Here is a 20,106-nt window from a genome sequence, read left to right as displayed (position 1 = left end):
AACAACACTCCATCAGTTATGCCCCTTCTTTTTTGGATCGTCCACTCTGCGGGGGGACCCATCAATTAGCGTCATGCTTTTGTTGGTAGTTACTGGTTTTATATTGTTGTGTTGTCTGTGATTGTTTTGTCTTTTTTCTGGCTAATGACTTCTTGCGAGTTTGGTAAGAAAACGTACTTCCGACATTCTTTGTATTGGGTTTGTTGTGGGGAGGACGTTGAGTTTTGAAGTTTGGGTGACTATTCTTTGTTGGCGCTCTGCAAGAGGTGGGGCTTAAACTAATTAATGGAAAACTTAAATGGATATTTATCAGGATGAAGTGGCGCTTTGGGAAGGTTTTATACTGAACCATGTGTACAGCAATTTTTCGGTGACTTCCCCCGCAAATTTTTTGTCGGATGCGGCCAAGTTTGCAGATGATTTGATTCTGGAACGACGCAAACGTAATTTTCTAAAAGAATAAGCTGTTTCTTTGTGAGGTTGGCAGCGAGCGCCTGCTGTAAATAAGTTGCAGGCGCTACCCATTTACACTGGGGCTGTTTTTCGATGTGGTCACCAAGCTGTCAGTCGTTGTATTGTTTTTATTTTGCTGGCGGGAATATTTAAAGTAATATTGTTCTATTTAAGGTTAAGGTGTTTGAATGAGTGTGGAAGATGAAAATAAGTCTATGGTGGCCTATCTTTTTCTTGAGGGGAAGCCGTTGGTATTGAACTATCAGCTTATGGAGAACAGGCTGAAGCGACCGCGTCTGACGCCGGCTCAACGCGTGGAATATGATCGTCAGCTTCGGAGTGAAGGTGGTTTCCTGACAGTGGCTGATAACGAACGCGATGCGCCATTGTTGATTCACTTTCGTTGGGATAATGATCGTTATACGCTCCGTGTTGCGACACCCGGGAAGTTTTACGGTTATTTTCTGAGTATGGAAAGTATCCTGGACGCCAGGGGTGAAAAAACGTCAACTCAAAACTTGATGGTGTTGGAGAAAGGTGAGCCGACACGATTCTATCTTGAGACCGTAGCACCCGATCTCTTTCGATTGAGGAATGTGGCTAAGAGGTCGAGTGCGTCAGAAGGGCTCTTGGGCGGAGCATCGTCCGCTTACAGCGTTCTTAAACTGGTAGAGGATCAGCTTGGCGAGCCTACTTATTTCTATAAACAAGAAGGGCGCCTTCGAAATGACCCGCAGCAATATTTCTCGGATACATTTTTGCATGCTGAACATGTGATGTTTTGGCCTAATGGAGTGCATCTTGGCTTGCAGGTCAGGGGGGCGGGCGTTTTGGAATTGAGCGATGTTGGCTGAGAGAGCCAATCATTAAGGGGCGCTTGGAGAAGAGCCATTGCATGTTGTAGTCGCTGCTGAGGTTGGCCGGTATTGGCCGGGTATTACTTGTCAGGCATCGATTTATTTATCAGGAAAAGTCCTGCCAGCTTTTGTTGGCAGGACTTTTTTGCGACTAAGGGTATTTTGTCAAAACGAGCGTACGATCCTACCCAACGTCTCCATCGCCTTCTCGGCCGCCTCATCCCACGGGCTGCCGTAGTTCAACCGAATACAATTCCTGAACCGCTGGGTCGGTGAAAAGATCGGCCCCGGCGCAATGCTGATCCCTTGTGCCAATGCCATCTGAAACAACTTCAATGAATCCATCTGCGGCGGCAGTTCCAGCCACAAAAAGTAACCGCCGGCCGGTTGGCTGACGCGGGTCTGGGCCGGGAAGTAGCGGGCGATGGCGGCGAGCATGGCACTTTGCTGTTCTTCCAGGGCGTAACGCAGTTTGCGCAGGTGCCGGTCGTAGCCGCCGTGTTGCAGGTAATCGGCGATGGCGGCCTGAGCGGGCATCGAGGCGCAGAGCGATGTCATGAGCTTAAGGCGTTCGATTTTCTGCGCATAACGCCCGGCAGCGACCCAGCCGATGCGATAACCGGGGGCCAGGCTCTTGGCGAACGATCCGCAATGCATCACCAACCCCTCAGTATCGAAAGCCTTGGCCGGTTTCGGCGCCTGTTGCCCGTAATAGAGCTCGGCGTAGACGTCGTCTTCGATCAGCGGCACTTGATGGCCGCGCAACAGCTCCACCAGCTCCTGCTTCTTCGCTTCGGGCATGGTCGCGCCCATGGGGTTCTGGAAACTGGTCATGCACCAGCAGGCCTTGATCGGATGCCGTTCCAGGGTTTGGGCAAGCACGCCGAGGTCGATGCCGTCTCGTGGGTGGACGGGGATTTCCACGGCTTTGAGCTTCAACCGTTCCAGCACTTGCAGGCTGGCGTAGAACGCCGGAGCTTCGATGGCCACCAGATCGCCGGGTTCGGTCACAGCTTGCAGGCACAGGTTCAGGGCTTCGAGGGCGCCGTTGGTGATCAGCAGTTCCTCCATGGGCAGCATCAGCCCGCCGACCATGTAGCGCAGGGCGATTTGCCGACGCAGTTGCGGGTTACCCGGCGACATGTCGGTGACGACCATGCGTGGGTCCATTTCCCGGGCGGCACTGGCCAGCGAGCGAGACAGGCGTTGCAGCGGGAACAGCGTGGGGCTGGGGAACGCCGAACCGAAGGGCACGGTGTTCGGGTCCTTGATCGAATCCAGCACCGAGAACACCAGTTCGCTGACGTCGACTTCGGTGGACTCATTGACCTGGCTGCTGATCACCGGCTCGGAGAACGGGCTCGGTGCATGCGCATTGACGAAGTAGCCGGAACGCGGCCGGGCGCGGATCAGGCCACGGCGTTCGAGCAGGTAATAGGCCTGGAACACCGTGGACGGGCTGACGCCGTAGGTCTGGCTGGCGTAGCGCACCGATGGCACCCGCTGGCCGGGACCGAGGACGCCGGAGCGGATCAGTTCAGCGATGTCGTCGGCGAATTTTTCGTAGCGTTTCATCAAAGGCCCGGTTTGAAGTTATTCAGTGGTTGCGCTGTTGTGGCGAGGGAGCTTGCTCCCGCTCGGCTGCGTAGCAGTCGTAAAATTTTGGGGGCGCTTCGCACCCCAGCGGGAGCAAGCTCCCTCGCCACAGAGGACCGCATCTGACAAAGGACTGCATCTTAAAGGCTCAACGGTTCATCGGCGCAACAAACCGGCTCTTGGCCACGCTGTAGATGTCCGGTTCATCGCTGTCGACAATCTTGAAACTGATGGTCTGCGAGCTGCTGTTCGGCCGTTCCGTGGTCATGGCCACCGACACCGGCACATCGACGATCTCACCGGGGGCCAGGCTCAGTTCGGTCTTGCCTTGCAGCTGGAAGCCATCGCCATCGACCAGCGTCAATCGATAATCCTGACGTTGCTGGGTCTTGTTGATGACCTTCAGGCTGTAGATGTTTTCGATCTGGCCTGCACTGTTCTCGCGGAACAGGCCACGGTCCTTGCTCACGTCCAGCGACACCATCGGCCGCTCCACCAACGCCAGGGCGAGGGCGCCGATCATCACCAGCAGCACGGCGGTGTAACCGATCAAGCGCGGGCGCAGCAGGTGAGTCTTGCCACCCTGTAATTCATGTTCCGAGGTGTAGCTGATCAGCCCCCGGGCGTAGCCCATTTTGTCCATGATCGAATCACAGGCGTCGATGCACGCGGCGCAACCGATGCACTCCATCTGCAAGCCGTCGCGGATGTCGATGCCGGTCGGGCAGACCTGCACGCACAATTGGCAATCGATGCAATCACCCAGTCCGACCTCGGCAGGTTTCACCTCACGCTTGCGCGGGCCACGGTTTTCGCCGCGGGCCACATCGTAGGAAATGGTCAGGGTGTCCTTGTCGAACATCACGCTCTGGAAGCGCGCATAGGGGCACATGTGCATGCACACCGCTTCGCGCAGCCAACCGGCATTGATGTAAGTGGCGCCGGTGAAGAACAGCACCCAGAACAGGCTGACCCCGCCGATTTGCAAGGTCAGCAGTTCTTCGGCCAATGGGCGGATCGGCGTGAAGTAGCCGACAAAGGTCAGGCCGGTGAGCAGGCTGATGGCCAGCCACAAGGTGTGTTTGGCCGAGCGGCGGATCAGTTTGTTCAGGCCCCAGGGCGCGGCTTGCAGTTTGATCCGCTGGTTGCGCTCGCCTTCGGTGAGCTTTTCGCACCACATGAAGATCCAGGTCCAGGAACTCTGCGGACAGGTGTAACCGCACCAGACCCGGCCTGCGAACACGGTGATCGCAAACAGGCCGAACGCGGCGATGATCAGCAGCGCCGAGAGCAGGATGAAATCCTGTGGCCAGAAGGTAGCGCCGAAGATATGGAATTTGCTTTCGGAAAGGTCCCAGAGCACCGCCTGGCGGCCACCCCAGTTCAGCCACACCGTGCCGAAGAACAGCAGAAACAGAAACCCCGCGCCGCTCATGCGCAGGGTGCGGAACAAACCCGTGAAGCTGCGGGTGTGGATCAGGTTGTCGCTGGATTTGGCCTTTGTCTTTGGACGCAAAGGCTCATTGCTTTTTATAAATGAGGCAGGTTCAACGGTTCGGACGGGGATTCTATCGCTCATGGTCTTTCGCTCATCAGCCTCCATCAGGCCTGAGCACTATGACCAGCGATCTGTTTGCATAACAGACTCAGCTAAAGCAATAAAAAGCGGATCAGATGAGTTCCTGGCACCCGCCTGCGACAACTTGATGCACCCGCAACGGCTGGCCGCAAACACCTATGCCAAGTGTTTGCGACGGGTGTTGATGCGGGTCAGTCAAATCACCGAATCACTGTCCGTGGCCTTCAGATGCCGACGCCCATCCGTTGCGCCTGCTACGGTCAATGCATCGGCTTCTGCTTCGGTGATGTAGATGCGCTGGCCGTCGAGGTCCACCGCCGACATGGATTTTTCCCCGTCGGTGATGATGGTCACGTCGGGGCAAAGACGAATTTCTTCGCCACTTTCGGTGGTGAAAAAGCAGGTCTGGTTTTCGATGCGCACGGTCATGGGGGCGTCCTTTTTCTGCGGGTTCTTGAGCGTTAGGGCTCATCCACCAGTCATCGTTCTGTGCAACCGATTAATGGTGGGTGCGGTCCATCCTTTATCGAGTCATTAATTCATCACAAGGACTGCGCCATGGACGCCTGGTGGCACGAGGTTTGGGTGACGCTGCAAGCGGAGTTCGCGGACATTGGCGATGCTTCACAACTGACGCGCATTACGGTGCGCTTGCTGATGGCCGCTGTGCTGGGCGGCATTCTCGGTTTCGAACGTGAACAGAAGGGCAAGGCCGCCGGGATTCGCACCCATATGCTGGTGGCGCTGGGCGCGGCGCTGTTTGTGCTGGTGCCGCAGATGTCAGGATCCCAGGCCGATGCCATGAGCCGCGTGGTGCAGGGTGTGATCGCCGGCATCGGCTTTCTCGGCGCCGGGACTATCCTGAAAAACACCGATGGCGACGAGGGCCATGTCAAAGGCCTGACCACCGCCGCCGGTTTGTGGATGACGGCGGCCATTGGCGTTTCGGCCGGGATGGGGCGCGAGGCGACAGCGGTGCTCAGTACGTTGCTGGCGTTGGTGATTCTCGCTGTGATGCCTGTCGTCGTGCGCCAGTTTGAAAAGGATCGAAACCCGTAAGTGAGTTTCATGCAGTTTACGGATGCACGATCTCCGGCGGCTGGCTGCTCGGCGGCACTTCCCGGGGTGGCGGTCTGGTGCCTGGCGGTTCCTGCGCGGGGACGGGGTCGGGTTCGGTCGGCGGCGTTGGCGGTATCGTCGGCTGATCGATGTTCGGATCGGGTGTCTCGGCCGGGATTGGAATACTCATCGCTACAGTCTCCAGTGGCAGATGGCGTGAGTCGTGCTTAAGTTGATTGACCCGTACTCAGGGAATTTGATTCCCCGAAAGACTTGGCAAATCCCTCTGAACTTTTACCGGCGCCTGCTGTTCGGAACTTAAGTGAGTTCATGCCGGGGCAGATCGCTTCGTGTGAACGACGACCAGGCACAAGAGCGTCCTTGGGGCGTTAAGGAGAGATGCTCGATGACCGCTGAGAAAAAACCCACAGAGTTGAGCTACAACCCGCATATACCGCTGTCGCAGGCGTTACTGCTGCCGCGGATCGTGATCGAAAACACCATGCCGACCCTCGATGGCGGGCAATTCGCCGTTAAAGCCGTGATTGATCAGGACGTGGTGGTGACCAGCAAAGTGTTTGCCGACGGTCACGACAAATTGGCCGTGCGCATCCGCTGGCGTGCCGACGGCGACGAAACCTGGCAGAGCGAGGTGATGGCCGAGCTGGGCAATAACGGCTGGCAGGGCCAGTTTCGTGTCAAGAAGCAGGGGCGCTATGTGTTCTGCCTCGAAGCCTGGATCGATCAGTACGCCAGTTTTTGTTATGAGCTGGAGAAAAAACACGCCGTCGGCGTTTCGGTCAGCCTGGAGCTGCAGGAAGGGCGCACTCACGTCCAGCAGGCCGCCGAACGCTCCGAAGGCCCGCTCAGTGAACAACTGGCGGCGTTGCATCATGAATTGTCCGGTCTGCTCGAAACCGAGCAAGTCGCCTTGTTTCTGCACCAACGCAGCGCGGACTTGATGGCCCAGGCTGATGACCATCGTCCCTTCCTGAGCCTGAGCCCGGAATACCCGGTGGAGGTGGAGCGCACGCTGGCGCAATTCGCTAGCTGGTATGAATTGTTCCCTCGCTCGATCACCGATGACCCGGCCCGTCATGGCACCTTCAACGACGTGCATTCGCGGCTGCCGATGATCCAGGACATGGGCTTCGACGTGCTGTACTTCACGCCGATCCACCCGATCGGCCGCAGCTACCGCAAAGGTCCGAACAACTCATTGACCGCCGGCCCCGACGATCCGGGCAGCCCTTACGCCATCGGCAGCGAAGAGGGCGGGCATGAGGCGATTCACTCGGAACTGGGCAGCCGCGAAGATTTTCGCCGGCTCGTCGCGGCCGCTGCCGAGCATGGGCTGGAAATCGCTCTAGACTTCGCGATTCAGTGTTCCCAGGACCACCCGTGGCTAAAACAGCACCCGGGCTGGTTCAACTGGCGACCGGACGGCACGATCAAATACGCCGAGAACCCGCCGAAGAAATACCAAGACATCGTCAACGTCGATTTCTATGCCGTGGATGCGATTCCAAGCCTGTGGATCGAGTTGCGTGACATCGTCGTGGGCTGGGTCAAGGAGGGTGTGAAGCTGTTTCGCGTCGACAATCCTCACACCAAACCGTTGCCGTTCTGGCAGTGGATGATCGCCGATGTGCGGGCGCTGTACCCCGAGGTGATCTTCCTGGCCGAAGCCTTTACCACGCCGGCGATGATGGCGCGCCTGGGCAAGGTCGGCTACTCCCAGAGCTACACCTATTTCACCTGGCGCAACACCAAGACCGAGCTGGCGACCTATTTCACCGAACTCAATGAATCGCCGTGGCGTGAATGCTACCGGCCGAATTTTTTCGTCAACACGCCGGACATCAACCCGGCGTTCCTGCATGAGTCCGGGCGCGCCGGTTTTCTGATTCGTGCCGCGCTGGCGACCATGGGCTCCGGGCTGTGGGGCATGTATTCGGGTTTTGAACTGTGTGAGGCGGCACCGGTGCCGGGCCGGGAGGAATACCTCAATTCCGAGAAGTACGAAATCCGCCCTCGGGACTTCAATGCACCGGGCAACATCATTGCCGAAATCGCCCAGCTCAACCGCATCCGCCGGCAGAACCCGGCGTTGCAAACGCACCTGGGCCTGAAGGTCTACAACGCCTGGAACGACAACATTCTGTATTTCGGCAAACGCAGCGTCGACGGCAGCAATTTCATTCTGGTAGCCGTCAGCCTTGATCCGCATCACGCCCAGGAGGCGAATTTTGAACTGCCGCTGTGGGAAATGGGCCTCCCCGACGATGCCAGCACCCAGGGCGAAGACTTGATGAACGGCCACCGCTGGACCTGGCACGGCAAGTACCAGTTCATGCGGATCGAACCGTGGCATCAGCCGTTCGGGATTTGGAGGATTACCAGTTCCTGAACCTGGCGAAGATCAATGTGGGAGCTGGCTTGCCTGCGATAGCGGTGGGCCAGCGCCGAACATGCTCACTGACAGATTGCTATCGCAGGCAAGCCAGCTCCCACACTGACCGCATTTCTTCAAGCAGTTGATGTTTTCCCAGAATTTTTCAGGAGTTACAAATGGCGAAGAAACCCAGGTCAGCCACCTTTATCAAGGACCCGCTCTGGTACAAGGATGCGGTGATCTACCAGGTTCACGTTAAGTCTTTTTTCGACTCCAACAACGACGGGATCGGCGACTTTCCCGGCCTCATCGCCAAACTCGATTACATTGCCGATCTGGGCGTCAACACCATCTGGCTGTTGCCGTTCTACCCCTCGCCACGACGCGACGACGGTTACGACATCGCCGAATACCGTGGTGTGCATCCTGACTACGGCACCATGGCCGATGCCAAGCGCTTCATTGCTGAGGCCCATGAACGCGGTCTGCGGGTGATTACCGAACTGGTCATCAACCACACCTCGGACCAGCACGCGTGGTTCCAGCGTGCGCGCAAGGCCAAGCCCGGTTCGGCGGCCCGCGACTTCTATGTCTGGTCCGATAACGATCAGAAATACGACGGCACCCGCATCATTTTTCTCGACACCGAAAAGTCCAACTGGACCTGGGATCCGGTGGCCGGTCAGTACTTCTGGCACCGTTTCTATTCTCACCAGCCAGACCTGAACTTCGACAACCCGCAAGTGATGAAAGCTGTGCTGTCGGTGATGCGTTACTGGCTCGACATGGGCATCGACGGTCTGCGGCTGGACGCGATCCCGTACCTGATCGAGCGCGATGGTACCAACAACGAAAACCTGCCCGAGACCCACGATGTCCTCAAGCAGATCCGTGCCGAGATCGACGCAAACTATCCCGACCGCATGTTGCTGGCCGAGGCCAATCAGTGGCCGGAAGACACTCAGCTGTACTTTGGCAACACCGACGCCAGCGGCCAGAACGGCGACGAATGCCACATGGCCTTTCACTTTCCGTTGATGCCACGCATGTACATGGCGCTGGCCCAAGAGGATCGCTTCCCGATCACCGATATTCTGCGGCAGACCCCGGAAATTCCCGCCAATTGCCAATGGGCCATTTTCCTGCGCAACCACGATGAGCTGACCCTGGAAATGGTCACCGACCGGGAGCGTGATTACCTGTGGAATTACTACGCGGCCGATCGTCGGGCGCGGATCAACCTGGGGATTCGTCGACGCCTGGCGCCATTGATGGAACGTGATCGTCGTCGCGTGGAACTGCTTAACAGTCTGCTGCTGTCGATGCCCGGCACACCGACCCTGTATTACGGCGATGAAATCGGCATGGGCGACAACATCTACCTCGGCGACCGCGACGGTGTGCGCACGCCGATGCAGTGGTCGATCGACCGTAATGGCGGGTTCTCCCGCGCCGACCCGGCCAGCCTAGTGTTGCCGCCGATCATGGACCCGCTCTACGGCTATCTTTCGGTCAACGTCGAAACCCAGGCCGGTGACCCTCATTCATTGTTGAACTGGAACCGGCGCTTGCTCGCGGTGCGCAAGCAGTCCAAGGCCTTTGGTCGTGGAACGCTGAAGATGCTCTCGCCGAGCAATCGACGGATTCTGGCGTATACCCGCGAATTCACCGGGCCGGACGGCAAACACGAGGTGATTTTGTGCGTGGCCAACGTGTCCCGCAGTGCGCAAGCGGCGGAGCTGGACTTGTCGGCGTATGTCGGCATGGTCCCGGTTGAGATGCTCGGCGGCAACGCGTTCCCGCCCATCGGCCAGTTGAATTTCCTGCTGACGCTGGCGCCTTACGGTTTCTATTGGTTCGGGCTGGCGGCGGAAAACCAGATGCCGAGCTGGCACGTGGAGCCGGCGCAAAGCCTGCCGGACTTCACTACTCTGGTGCTGAAAAAACGCATGGAAGAGCTGCTCGAAGCGCCGTCCCGCCACACCCTGGAACAGGGCATCCTGCCGAGCTGGTTGCAGAATCGTCGCTGGTATGCCGGCAAGGATGGCACCATCGACAGCGTCAACCTCGCTTACGGCGTGCGCTTCGGCGACCCGCAGCATCCGGTGCTGCTGAGTGAAATCGACGTCACCAGCGCTGGCCAGACCAGCCGCTATCAGTTGCCGTTCGGCTTTATTTCCGAAGAGCACGTCGGCGCGGCCTTACCCCAGCAATTGGCGCTGGCCAGGGTTCGGCGCGGTCGGCAGGTCGGTTTGATCACCGACGCCTTCAGCCTCGACAGCTTTGTTCATGCGGTGTTGCAGGGGCTGCAGGCCAGCACCGTGTTGCCATCGGGCGGTGGCGAGATCCGTTTCGAGCCAACCGACGAATTGGCAAAACTGGGGCTGAGCGCCGAGTCGGAGGTGCGTTACCTGTCGGCCGAGCAATCCAACAGTTCGGTGGTGATCGGCAGCAGTCTGGTGCTGAAACTGATCCGCAAGGTCGCGTCAGGCATGCACCCGGAACTGGAAATGAGTGCGTACCTGACCCACGCTGGTTTCAAAAATATTTCGCCGCTGCTGGGGGCCGTGATTCGTCGCGATGCGGCGGGCGAGGACACGCTGTTGATGATCGCCCAAGGCTACTTGAGCAATCAGGGCGACGCGTGGGAGTGGACCCAGAACAACCTCGAGCGGGCGCTTCGCGACGAACTCGCTGATGCCGTGTCGGAACAGGAGCAGCACTACAACGCCCTTGGCGAGCTGAAGGATTTTGCCGGCATGCTCGGCCAGCGTCTGGGGGAAATGCACCAGGTGTTGGCGGCCCCGAGCGCCAACCCGGACTTCGCTCCACAGATCACCACCCAGAAAGATGCCCTGGCCTCGGCCAAGGACGTGGCGGCGCAACTGGAACATGCCCTGAAGTTACTCAAGCAGCATCAAACTGAACTGAACGCCGCGGATCAGGCATTGGTCAGTCGATTGCTGGACAACAAAAAAACCATCCTCAGCCATGTTCAGGAGTTGGGTAAGAAAGCGGCTGGTGGCCTGCGTATTCGCGTCCATGGTGACTTGCACCTGGGGCAGGTGCTGGTGATCAAGGGCGATGCCTACCTGATCGATTTCGAGGGCGAACCGGCGCGGCCGCTGCATGAGCGCCGAGGCAAACACAGCCCTTATAAAGATGTCAGCGGCGTGTTGCGCTCCTTCGATTACGCCGCGGCGATGACGATCAACGTGCATAACGTCGATAACACCGCCGACGCTCAGGCGGCGCGTCAACGGGTCGCCGATCGTTATCTGAGGGAAGCGCGGCAAGCATTTGTCGACGCTTATCGGCTGGCGGCAGCTAGTCTTGCTCATGCATGGCAAGATCCTGAAGGCGAGGACGCCGCGCTGGCGTTGTTCGGTCTGGAGAAGGCGGCGTATGAAGTGGCCTATGAGGCTGAAAATCGCCCCACCTGGCTGCCCGTGCCGTTGCACGGTTTGTATGGATTATTGAGCGGGCTTAAACCCTTTTCCGATCTTGGTGGAGAGTAGTCATGAGTTTCTCGAACAAGGAACAGGGGCACGTTAAAGAGGCGCTGCTACCCGGGGCGCGGGATATCGATGCGTTGGTACGCGCCGAGCATCGGGATCCCTTTGCCATTCTCGGCCCGCACGGCGATGGCGCTGGCGGGCAATTCATTCGAGCCTATCTACCGGACGCCTTAAGCGTCCAGGTGGTGGACAAGGAATCCGGGGAAGAGCTCGGCAGCCTTGAGACCACCCAAACCCCGGGGCTGTTCGTCGGGCACTTCGAGCGGGCCCGGCCCTATCTGTTGCGAACCCGTTGGGCCGGTGGCGAGCAACTCGCCGAGGACCCTTACAGTTTTGGCCCGTTACTCGGCGAGATGGACTTGTACCTGTTTGCCGAAGGCAACCACCGTGATTTGAGCAGTTGCCTCGGCGCGCAACTGAAGACGATTGATGGCGTCGACGGCGTGCGCTTCGCCGTGTGGGCGCCGAATGCCAGAAGGGTTTCGGTGGTCGGCGATTTCAACGTCTGGGACGGCCGTCGGCATCCGATGCGCCTGCGTCATCCTAGCGGTGTGTGGGAGTTGTTCATTCCGCGCCTGCAAGCGGGGGAGCTCTACAAATACGAAATACTTGGCGCCCACGGCATTCTGCCGCTCAAGGCCGACCCGATGGCCCTTGCCACCGCTTTGCCCCCGGACACTGCGTCGAAAGTCGCCTCACCGCTGAAAATCGACTGGCAGGACCACGCCTGGATGCAGTCGCGGGGTGAACGTCAGCGAACCAGCGCTCCGCTGTCGATTTACGAATTGCATGCCGGTTCCTGGCAATGCGAGCTGGATGACCTGGGCGAGGTCGCCCGTCAGTACACCTGGCCCGAGTTGGCCGAGCGGCTGATTCCTTATGTGAAGGAGCTGGGTTTTACCCACATCGAACTGATGCCGATCATGGAGCATCCGTTCGGTGGGTCCTGGGGTTATCAACTGCTGTCGCAATTCGCCCCGAGTGCCCGTTACGGCACGCCGGATGACTTCGCCGCGTTCGTCAATGCCTGTCACCAGGCCGAGATCGGCGTGATCCTCGATTGGGTGCCGGCGCATTTCCCCACCGATACCCACGGCCTGGCGCAGTTCGACGGCACCGCGTTGTATGAGTACGGCAACCCGCAGGAAGGTTTTCACCAGGACTGGGACACACTGATCTACAACCTGGGCCGCACCGAGGTGCACGGCTACATGCTGGCGTCGGCGTTGCACTGGCTCAAGCATTTCCACGTCGATGGCCTGCGCGTGGACGCAGTGGCGTCGATGCTGTACCGCGATTACTCGCGCAAGGCCGGCGAGTGGGTGCCCAACCGTCATGGCGGTCGGGAGAATCTGGAGGCCATTGATTTCGTCCGCCATCTCAACGATGTGGTGGCCCTGGAAGCGCCGGGCGCGCTGGTGATTGCCGAAGAATCCACAGCGTGGCCGGGTGTCAGCCAGAGCACGCAACAGGGTGGGCTGGGTTTTGCCTATAAGTGGAACATGGGCTGGATGCACGATTCACTGCATTACATTCAGCAGGATCCGGTATACCGCGCCCATCATCACAACGAGCTGAGTTTCGGCCTGGTGTATGCCTGGTCCGAGCGCTTCATCCTGCCGATTTCTCACGATGAAGTGGTGCATGGCAAGCATTCGCTGATCGACAAGATGCCGGGGGATCGCTGGCAGAAGTTTGCCAACCTGCGGGCGTATCTGAGTTTCATGTGGACGCATCCCGGCAAGAAACTGCTGTTCATGGGCTGCGAATTCGGCCAATGGCGCGAGTGGAATCACGATCAGCAACTGGACTGGTATTTGCTGCAATACCCGGAACACCAAGGGGTGCGCAAACTGGTCGGTGACCTGAACCGGTTGTATCGCGAAGAACCGGCGTTGCACGATCAGGACGATGCCCCGCAAGGCTTCCAGTGGTTGATTGGCGACGATGCGGTCAATAGTGTCTACGCCTGGCTGCGCTGGAGCAAGGACGGGCGGCCGGTGTTGGTGGTGGCCAACTTCACCCCAGTGCCGCGTCAGTCTTACCGTGTCGGTGTACCGTTTGCCGGGCGCTGGGTCGAGTTGATCAACAGCGATGCCGACACCTATGCCGGGTCCAATTATGGAAACGGCGGCGGCGTGTTCACCGACGAAGAGCCGAGCCATGGCCAGGCCCTCTCTGTGGAGTTGAACCTGCCGCCGTTGGCGGTGTTGATTTTGCGTCCTGAGGGTTGATCTAGAACCGCGTCGCTCCTATCGCGAGCAGGCTCGCTCCCACATTGGATTGTCGTCATATACAAAACCAATGTGGGAGCGAGCCTGCTCGCGATGGCGTCAGAATTCACAACACATCCCTTGAGTCCTCGTTACCACCGCATCCGCACCCCAAGGCTGCCAATCAACCCGTTCAAATCATTGTCATCCACATCACTGCTGTAATCGGCGCTGACATAAAAGCTGACCAAGGGCGTCACTCTAGCCACCAAACCCAGACCCACGTCCACCGTCGATGAATTGCGGCTGCTGCTGATTTTGTCGACCTGATCCAGGCTCACGGTATTGCCGGTGTACACCGTGTGCCACACGTTGGTGCGCACATACGGTTCGACTGGCAGGCCGTTGATATCGTAACTGCCTTTCAAGCGTGCACCGACCCGACCGCTCCAGGACGTCATGTCGCTGGATGAGGAATTCCCGGAGCCGGCATACGGCGTATCCAGCGTGATGCGTTGATTGATCAACTGTGCCTGGGGTTCGATCACCCAGTTATTACCCAGACCAATCGGGAAACCACCTTCCACCGACAACGTCACCGCGCTGCCTTCGGTGGCTTGTCGCGCGCCTTGATCGTTACGGCTGTAACCGTTGACCCGGCCACCGCTGGCCGACAAGTCTACGTGCCAGCCTTGCGGGCCGGTCAGGCTCCAGTAGGCGCCGAGACTTTGGCCTTGAAGGTTGAGCGTGTCATGGCCGGGGTCGGCAAGGGCGCGACTGGTCAGCAGACCGTTGTCATTGCCCTGGAAATGGGTGGTGCCGCCGATCAGTCCAACCCGTTGGGTATGGCCGCTGTTGCTTTGTACGGTCAGCAGCGCCGGGCCTTTGAATTCACTGGCGCCGGGGATAGAAGAACCCAGGGCAAGATAATCGGTTTGGGCCTGTCGTGACGTCTTGCCATAGACGTGGTCCCAGGCCGAAGGCGCGGCGTCTTCAACCGTCAGGCGTGAGCTTTGTAAGTCTGGATTGAAGCGTAAGCGGCCGGGATACGTGGCGGAGTCGGTTGGCAAGGTGAGGGTCGGCAGTTCCTGGTTGTACCAGAGGGTTGTTTCGTCCTCGGCAGGCGAGGCCTGCACCTCCATGGATGAGCACAGCAGGAATGAACCCGTAACCGTGCAAAACGTGATTTTGATCTCTTGTGAGGTGAATGAAGTTCTCATGGGGGTCTACCTTGCAATCGCATGCGTATCTCGCTTTGGCGTCTCTCCTACCCCGAATGAGGGGCGACCGAATGGATTGAGGCAAGGTCAGACCCGCCCGTTTTTACAGGAGTCTGGAGGCTTGCCCCTGATGGATTTCCGGGGGTAGTAAGCACTAGCTAAGAAGACGGCTGGCGTTGCGTCAAGAAAGTGGCCGATAAGCGGTATAGCTATTTTAGGCGTTGTAAGTGACTGATATTTGGCGCGTATATAAGTTGTTGTTTGTGCAAAAAATCATCCCGAAAGGCGCACGCCAGACGTGTTGGATAGGGGACTATCGGTTGCGTGACGGATGATCCAGTGCAGGATAAACAAACGGCGTCGGCGCGCCATTGCTGTCATTTTTTCTGTCAGCGCTGGCAGTCTTTGGCGACTGTCATTTGACGGTGTTACAGGCGCACTTCCACCGCCAGCGGTAAATGGTCCGACAGATGCGTCCAGGGTTTATGGCCGAGGATTTGCGGTTCATGACTGCTGGCATTACGCAGGTAGATCCGGTCCAGGCGCAGCAGGGGGAAACGCGCCGGGTAAGTTTTCGCCGGTCGGCCATGATGGCGTTCGAAGGCTTCATGCAGGTAGTCGCGCCGGGCGAGGGCGGCATTGCCTTGCAACTGCCAGTCGTTGAAGTCGCCAGCAATGATCACCGGGGCGTCATCGGGCAGCGACTCGAGCAACAGGCAGAGCAATTGCAACTGGAGTTGTCGATGGCTTTCCAACAGGCTCAGGTGTACGCAAATGGCATGCACTTCGGCATGGCCCGGCACATCCAGCACACAGTGCAACAACCCGCGCCGCTCGGGGCCAGTGATCGAGACATCGAGGTTGCGAAATTCGCGGATCGGGTATTTCGACAGCAAGGCATTGCCGTGGTGGCCGTCGGGGTAGACCGCGTTGCGACCGTAAGCGAAATCGCTCCACATGCTGTCGGCCAGGAACTCGTATTGCGAGGTCTGTGGCCAATCGTTGTAACGGGAAGAATGCCGGTCGTGTTCACCGACCACTTCCTGCAGAAACACCAGGTCTGCCGACGTGCTGCGTACCGCCTCACGCAGTTCCGGGAGGATGAAACGCCGGTTGAGGGCGGTGAAGCCTTTGTGGGTGTTGACTGTCAGCACTCTCAGACGATGAATCGCCGGAGGCGCGTTCGATGGCATTGATTCGACGGCCTGTCGTTCGGCATCGCTGGTCACGTTCACTCCTCTGAATCAGGGCTGATGTATGCATGCGACTGATGCATGGGCGAGCAGTTCAGCGTGATTTATAGCAAAGGAGCTTTTGTGGCGAGGGAGCTTGCTCCCGTTCGGCTGCGAAGCAGTCGCAAAGCTTTTGGGGCCGCTTCGCGCCCCAGCGGGAGCAAGCTCCCTCGCCACAGGCAAGCCCCCCCAGCCACAAAAGACATTCCTCGAATGACTCAGACAAACACAATTTCATACGGCAATCGCATGCGCTCCAGAATCATCGGGGGCAGCATTGGGGCGATGCCGATCGCCGGCTCGCCGTCGAGTTGGCTGGCGTAGGCGTAGGTGGCGTGGCTTTTGCGCGCGACGGTCCAGGTGTCGAGACGTACCTTGCGTGCGCGATGCCAGGGGATCAGCCCTTGATCGCGTGTCGGCCAATGCCAGGCCTGGATCGGTATTTCGTTGAACGTCGCGCCAACCAAAGCCACTGCTCTGGCGCAGGCCCGGCCGACGGCGTCGTGATCGACGTTACCGTCTTCGCGCCAGGTGCTGAACACCACATCGCCAGGGCGCAGGTAGCGGACGATGAACTGGGTCAACTCAGACTCCCGCTCGCCCAGTCCGCTGTCGGTGAAGCCGCCGCGAATCCACTTCAGGCTGTGCATCGGCAGCCCGAGCCGGCGCAACGCTTCGACGCTTTCCTGGGGGCGGATTACGCTCAGGCGTTTTTCCGACCATTGTCGCGACCCCGGATGACTGGCGCTGCCGTCGGTGATCGAGATCAATTGCAGAGGATGACCGAGGGAGCACAGTAACTGCAGCAGGCCACCGCAGGTCACCACTTCATCACCGGGATGCGGTGCGATGACTACCGCGCGAGCGCCGGTCGGGACCAGCGTTTCGGTGTTGATGACAGGGATGTTGTCCAGTTGCGGGGCGCTGTTCCAGATCTGCGCGGGCAAACTGTTTTCACTGATGGAAACGGATTTCATAGGCGCTACTTCCTTGTTCTGTCTTGCCCTCAGCCATGCGCATGACTTGCAGGGAAGCAAGCTGGCAGACCCGTGAAGGCGGGGTAAATAGCAAATTGCAGCGCTCCGAACCCTGGATTGCCGCGAGCAGAGTATTGCTCATGGAACGCTATTCGTCGCCTCAGTCTTTGGTCTGATGCGGTTTTTTTAATCCGGGCTGTGTCAGGTGTCGCAAATAGTCAGCAAAACTGTACCGGCTATCCAGCCGGGTGTTCGGCCAACATACAAGGAGCGAAGCTTGCTCGCGAAAGCGGTGTGTCAGTCGACATCATTGGTGCTTGGTACACCGCTTTCGCGGGCAAGCCTCGCTCCTACAGGATGCGCTTTACTCGTCTTCCTCGCGCTGCAATTCGAACAGCAGTAGCGAGCGGCCGGTGACCGAATATTCGTGACCGAACTCGAAGCGTTCCTGACCACGAATCGACGGTTGATTGGTGTCGATCATGCAGGTCCAGAAACCGCCGTCAGGCACTTCCGGCAGCAGGAAGTTGACGATGTCATGGTGGGCGTTGACCACCAGCAGCAGGGTCGCGTCGGCGCCTTTGCGGCGAATGCCGGTTTCCTGGGCGCGGCCATCGAGCAGCATGCCCAGGCAACGACCGTGGCCTTCCTCCCATTGTTCGGTGGACATTTCGCTGCCGTCCGGGGCCAGCCAGGTCACGTCCTTGACGCCGATGTCTTCGTTGTAATTGCCCACCAGGAAGCGCCCGCGACGCAGAATCGGATAGGCCAGGCGCAATTTGATCAGGCGTTTGACGAACTTGAGCAGGGCCTTGCCGTCTTCGCTCAGGTCCCAGTTGACCCAGCCGATCTCGCTGTCCTGGCAATAGGCGTTGTTATTGCCTTCCTGGGTACGGGCGAACTCATCGCCGGCCACCAGCATCGGCGTGCCTTGGGACAGCAGTAAGGTGGCGAAGAAGTTGCGCATCTGCCGCTGGCGCAGCTCATTGATCTCGGGATCGTCGGTGGGGCCTTCGACACCGTGGTTCCAGGACAGGTTGTTGTTGCTGCCGTCCTGATTGTTCTCGTCGTTGGCTTCGTTGTGTTTGTCGTTGTACGACACTAGATCGTTAAGGGTGAAACCGTCATGGGCGGTGATGAAGTTTACCGAGGCGTACGGTCGCCGGCCACGCTGATTGAACATCTCGCCGGAGGCGGTCATGCGACTGGCGAAGTCGGCGAGTTGGCCGTCGTCGCCTTTCCAGAATGCGCGTACGGTGTCGCGAAATTTGTCATTCCACTCGACCCAGCCCGGCGGAAAGTTACCGACCTGATAACCACCGGGGCCGCAATCCCAGGCTTCTGCAATCATCTTCACCTGGCGCAGCACCGGGTCCTGACGGCAAGCGACGAGAAAGCTATGACGTTCGTCGAAGCCATCGTGGTAGCGCCCGAGAATGGTCGCCAGGTCAAAACGGAAACCGTCCACGTGCATTTCCGTGGCCCAGTAACGCAGGGAGTCGGTGACCATTTGCAGTACGCACGGGTGACTCAGGTCCAGGGTGTTGCCGGTCCCGGAATCGTTGATGTAGTAACGCTTGTCGTCGGGCATCAAGCGGTAGTAAGAGGCGTTGTCGATGCCGCGCATCGACAGGGTAGGGCCTTGTTCGTTGCCCTCGGCGGTGTGGTTGTAGACCACGTCGAGGATCACTTCCAGATTGGCCTCGTGCAGGTGCGCGACCATCTCCTTGAACTCGGCGATCTTGCCGCTGGCCAGGTAGCGCGGGTCCGGGGCAAAGAACGCGATGCTGTTGTAACCCCAGTAATTGGTCATGCCTTTGTGCAGCAGATGCTGGTCATTGACGAAGGCATGAATAGGCAGCAATTCCACGGTCGACACGCCGAGCTTGCGGATGTGCTCGAGCACGTCATCGACCATCAACCCGGCGAAGGTGCCGCGCAAGTTCTCGGGGACGGAGGGGTGACGCATGCTGAAGCCGCGTACGTGTGTTTCATAAATGATCGTCTTGTCCCACGGCACGCTGACCCGATGGTCATGACCCCAGGTGTGAGCGGGGTCGATCACTTTGCATTTGGGCACAAAGGGCGCGCTGTCCCGTTCATCGAAACTGAGGTCGGCGTCAGGGTGGCCAATGGTGTAGCCGAACAACGCTTCGGACCATTTCAATCGGCCGACCAATTGCTTGGCGTAAGGATCGATCAGCAGCTTGTTGGGGTTGAAACGATGACCGTTGGCCGGGTCGTAAGGACCGTACACGCGATAGCCGTAGATCAATCCAGGGTGGGCGTCGGGCAAGTAGCCGTGGTAGATCTCGTCGGTGTATTCCGGTAACTCGATACGCTCGAGTTCCAACTCGCCGGAATCGTCGAAGATGCACAGTTCGACCTTGGTCGCGTTAGCCGAAAACAGCGCGAAATTAACCCCCAGGCCATCCCAGGTCGCGCCTAGCGGGAAGGGCAAGCCTTCACGGATTCGCGAGGCCTCGGTACGAGGTTCGGGCGCGGTTTTCTTTGGACTGCTCATAGTTGCTCCTGCATGGGGTGACGGTACTCGACTGCGATGAACCGTGGCTCTGGTTTTTTTCGAGGGCGAGCGCGCCCTCGGTGGCGAGAAACACGCCACAAATCAAGCGAGGCAAGGCGATAAACGCGTCAGGTCGTTGGCGGTTTGCGCGCAGCGCGAGGCTTTTTCTCGACGTTTTTTTCGCCAGGCGGGGTCACTGTCGAAGCAGAGGGTTTGGGTTTGGCTTTGGCCTTGGTTTTGGGTTCGACGCCTTTGGAATTGAGCTTGCCGTCGGGCTTGCCGACCGCGGACTTGGCACCGAGGCTTTTGCTGCCAGCTTTCGATGACTTGCCAGGTGCCAGCGCTTTGGCTTGGGTTTCAGCGTCGGCCAGTTTGCAGGCCATCTCCCAATGGCGTTTTTCCTGGCCTGCGGGTTTTCCTTCGGATTCCCAGATTTGATAGGCAAATTCGCGGATGCGTTTATCGTCGGTACTCATCGCAATG

Annotated in this window: 16 protein-coding genes; 6 read left to right on the top strand and 10 right to left on the bottom strand. The window is 58.7% G+C overall.

The genetic code is table 11. The features are described from left to right. Positions 1 to 298 precede the first annotated feature (298 nt). Entirely contained in the window at positions 299 to 463 is a 165-nt protein-coding gene (locus PSH88_RS15960; protein ID WP_305483294.1) for a hypothetical protein, read from the top strand. Positions 464 to 641: 178 nt separating this feature from the next. After that, the gene (locus PSH88_RS15955) at positions 642 to 1,307 is read left to right on the top strand and encodes a hypothetical protein (RefSeq protein ID WP_305421468.1); all 666 of its coding nucleotides are present in this window, start codon (positions 642 to 644) and stop codon (positions 1,305 to 1,307) included. Between the two features lie 168 nt (positions 1,308 to 1,475). On the opposite strand, the gene mapR is transcribed toward PSH88_RS15955, so the two are convergent. The 3 genes from mapR to PSH88_RS15940 form a co-directional block, all read right to left on the bottom strand. Then, positions 1,476 to 2,885, bottom strand: a complete 1,410-nt coding sequence (gene mapR, locus PSH88_RS15950) for a GntR family transcriptional regulator MpaR (RefSeq protein WP_305421467.1) — start codon at positions 2,883 to 2,885, stop codon at positions 1,476 to 1,478. 169 nt (positions 2,886 to 3,054) lie between these two features. Continuing rightward, positions 3,055 to 4,485, bottom strand: a complete 1,431-nt coding sequence (gene ccoG / locus PSH88_RS15945) for a cytochrome c oxidase accessory protein CcoG (RefSeq protein WP_305421466.1) — start codon at positions 4,483 to 4,485, stop codon at positions 3,055 to 3,057. A gap of 195 nt (positions 4,486 to 4,680) precedes the next feature. After that, positions 4,681 to 4,914 (bottom strand): DUF3203 family protein, encoded by a 234-nt coding sequence (locus PSH88_RS15940; RefSeq protein ID WP_305421465.1) that lies wholly within the window; start codon positions 4,912 to 4,914, stop codon positions 4,681 to 4,683. 129 nt (positions 4,915 to 5,043) lie between these two features. Between PSH88_RS15940 and PSH88_RS15935 the strand changes: the two genes are divergently transcribed. After that, the gene (locus PSH88_RS15935) at positions 5,044 to 5,544 is read left to right on the top strand and encodes an MgtC/SapB family protein (protein WP_305421464.1); all 501 of its coding nucleotides are present in this window, start codon (positions 5,044 to 5,046) and stop codon (positions 5,542 to 5,544) included. A gap of 16 nt (positions 5,545 to 5,560) precedes the next feature. On the opposite strand, the gene PSH88_RS15930 is transcribed toward PSH88_RS15935, so the two are convergent. Further along, positions 5,561 to 5,734, bottom strand: coding sequence for a hypothetical protein (locus tag PSH88_RS15930; protein ID WP_305421463.1), 174 nt, complete (start codon positions 5,732 to 5,734; stop codon positions 5,561 to 5,563). Positions 5,735 to 5,950: 216 nt separating this feature from the next. Here PSH88_RS15930 and PSH88_RS15925 point away from each other — a divergent pair, with 216 nt between their 5' ends. From PSH88_RS15925 to glgB, 3 genes are all read left to right on the top strand, one after another. Further along, a complete protein-coding gene (locus PSH88_RS15925) occupies positions 5,951 to 7,954 on the top strand; it encodes an alpha-1,4-glucan--maltose-1-phosphate maltosyltransferase (protein WP_305421462.1) in 2,004 nt (667 codons plus the stop codon). 161 nt (positions 7,955 to 8,115) lie between these two features. After that, entirely contained in the window at positions 8,116 to 11,457 is a 3,342-nt protein-coding gene (gene treS, locus PSH88_RS15920) for a maltose alpha-D-glucosyltransferase (RefSeq protein WP_305421461.1), read from the top strand. Between the two features lie 2 nt (positions 11,458 to 11,459). Then, complete coding sequence (gene glgB / locus PSH88_RS15915; protein WP_305421460.1) at positions 11,460 to 13,691, top strand: 1,4-alpha-glucan branching protein GlgB; 2,232 nt, start codon at positions 11,460 to 11,462, stop codon at positions 13,689 to 13,691. Positions 13,692 to 13,822: 131 nt separating this feature from the next. Here glgB and PSH88_RS15910 read toward each other — a convergent pair whose 3' ends face one another. The 6 genes from PSH88_RS15910 to PSH88_RS15885 form a co-directional block, all read right to left on the bottom strand. Next, a complete protein-coding gene (locus tag PSH88_RS15910; RefSeq protein WP_305421459.1) occupies positions 13,823 to 14,890 on the bottom strand; it encodes an autotransporter domain-containing protein in 1,068 nt (355 codons plus the stop codon). Positions 14,891 to 15,318: 428 nt separating this feature from the next. Beyond that, the gene (locus PSH88_RS15905; RefSeq protein WP_305421458.1) at positions 15,319 to 16,119 is read right to left on the bottom strand and encodes an endonuclease/exonuclease/phosphatase family protein; all 801 of its coding nucleotides are present in this window, start codon (positions 16,117 to 16,119) and stop codon (positions 15,319 to 15,321) included. 221 nt (positions 16,120 to 16,340) lie between these two features. Then, entirely contained in the window at positions 16,341 to 17,099 is a 759-nt protein-coding gene (locus PSH88_RS15900) for a PIG-L deacetylase family protein (protein ID WP_305421457.1), read from the bottom strand. Then, positions 17,077 to 17,241, bottom strand: a complete 165-nt coding sequence (locus PSH88_RS15895; protein WP_305421456.1) for a hypothetical protein — start codon at positions 17,239 to 17,241, stop codon at positions 17,077 to 17,079. The genes PSH88_RS15900 and PSH88_RS15895 overlap by 23 nt, the downstream gene beginning before the upstream one ends. 222 nt (positions 17,242 to 17,463) lie before the next feature. Beyond that, positions 17,464 to 19,623, bottom strand: a complete 2,160-nt coding sequence (gene glgX, locus PSH88_RS15890) for a glycogen debranching protein GlgX (RefSeq protein ID WP_305421455.1) — start codon at positions 19,621 to 19,623, stop codon at positions 17,464 to 17,466. Positions 19,624 to 19,751: 128 nt separating this feature from the next. Beyond that, positions 19,752 to 20,099, bottom strand: coding sequence for a DUF2934 domain-containing protein (locus PSH88_RS15885; RefSeq protein ID WP_305421454.1), 348 nt, complete (start codon positions 20,097 to 20,099; stop codon positions 19,752 to 19,754). Between the last annotated feature and the right edge of the window lie 7 nt (positions 20,100 to 20,106).

It is taken from the genome of Pseudomonas wuhanensis, assembly GCF_030687395.1.
Lineage (GTDB): Bacteria > Pseudomonadota > Gammaproteobacteria > Pseudomonadales > Pseudomonadaceae > Aquipseudomonas > Aquipseudomonas wuhanensis.
The sequence above is the reverse complement of the archived record's forward strand: the minus strand, read 5'-3'. Positions and strand labels throughout refer to the sequence as shown.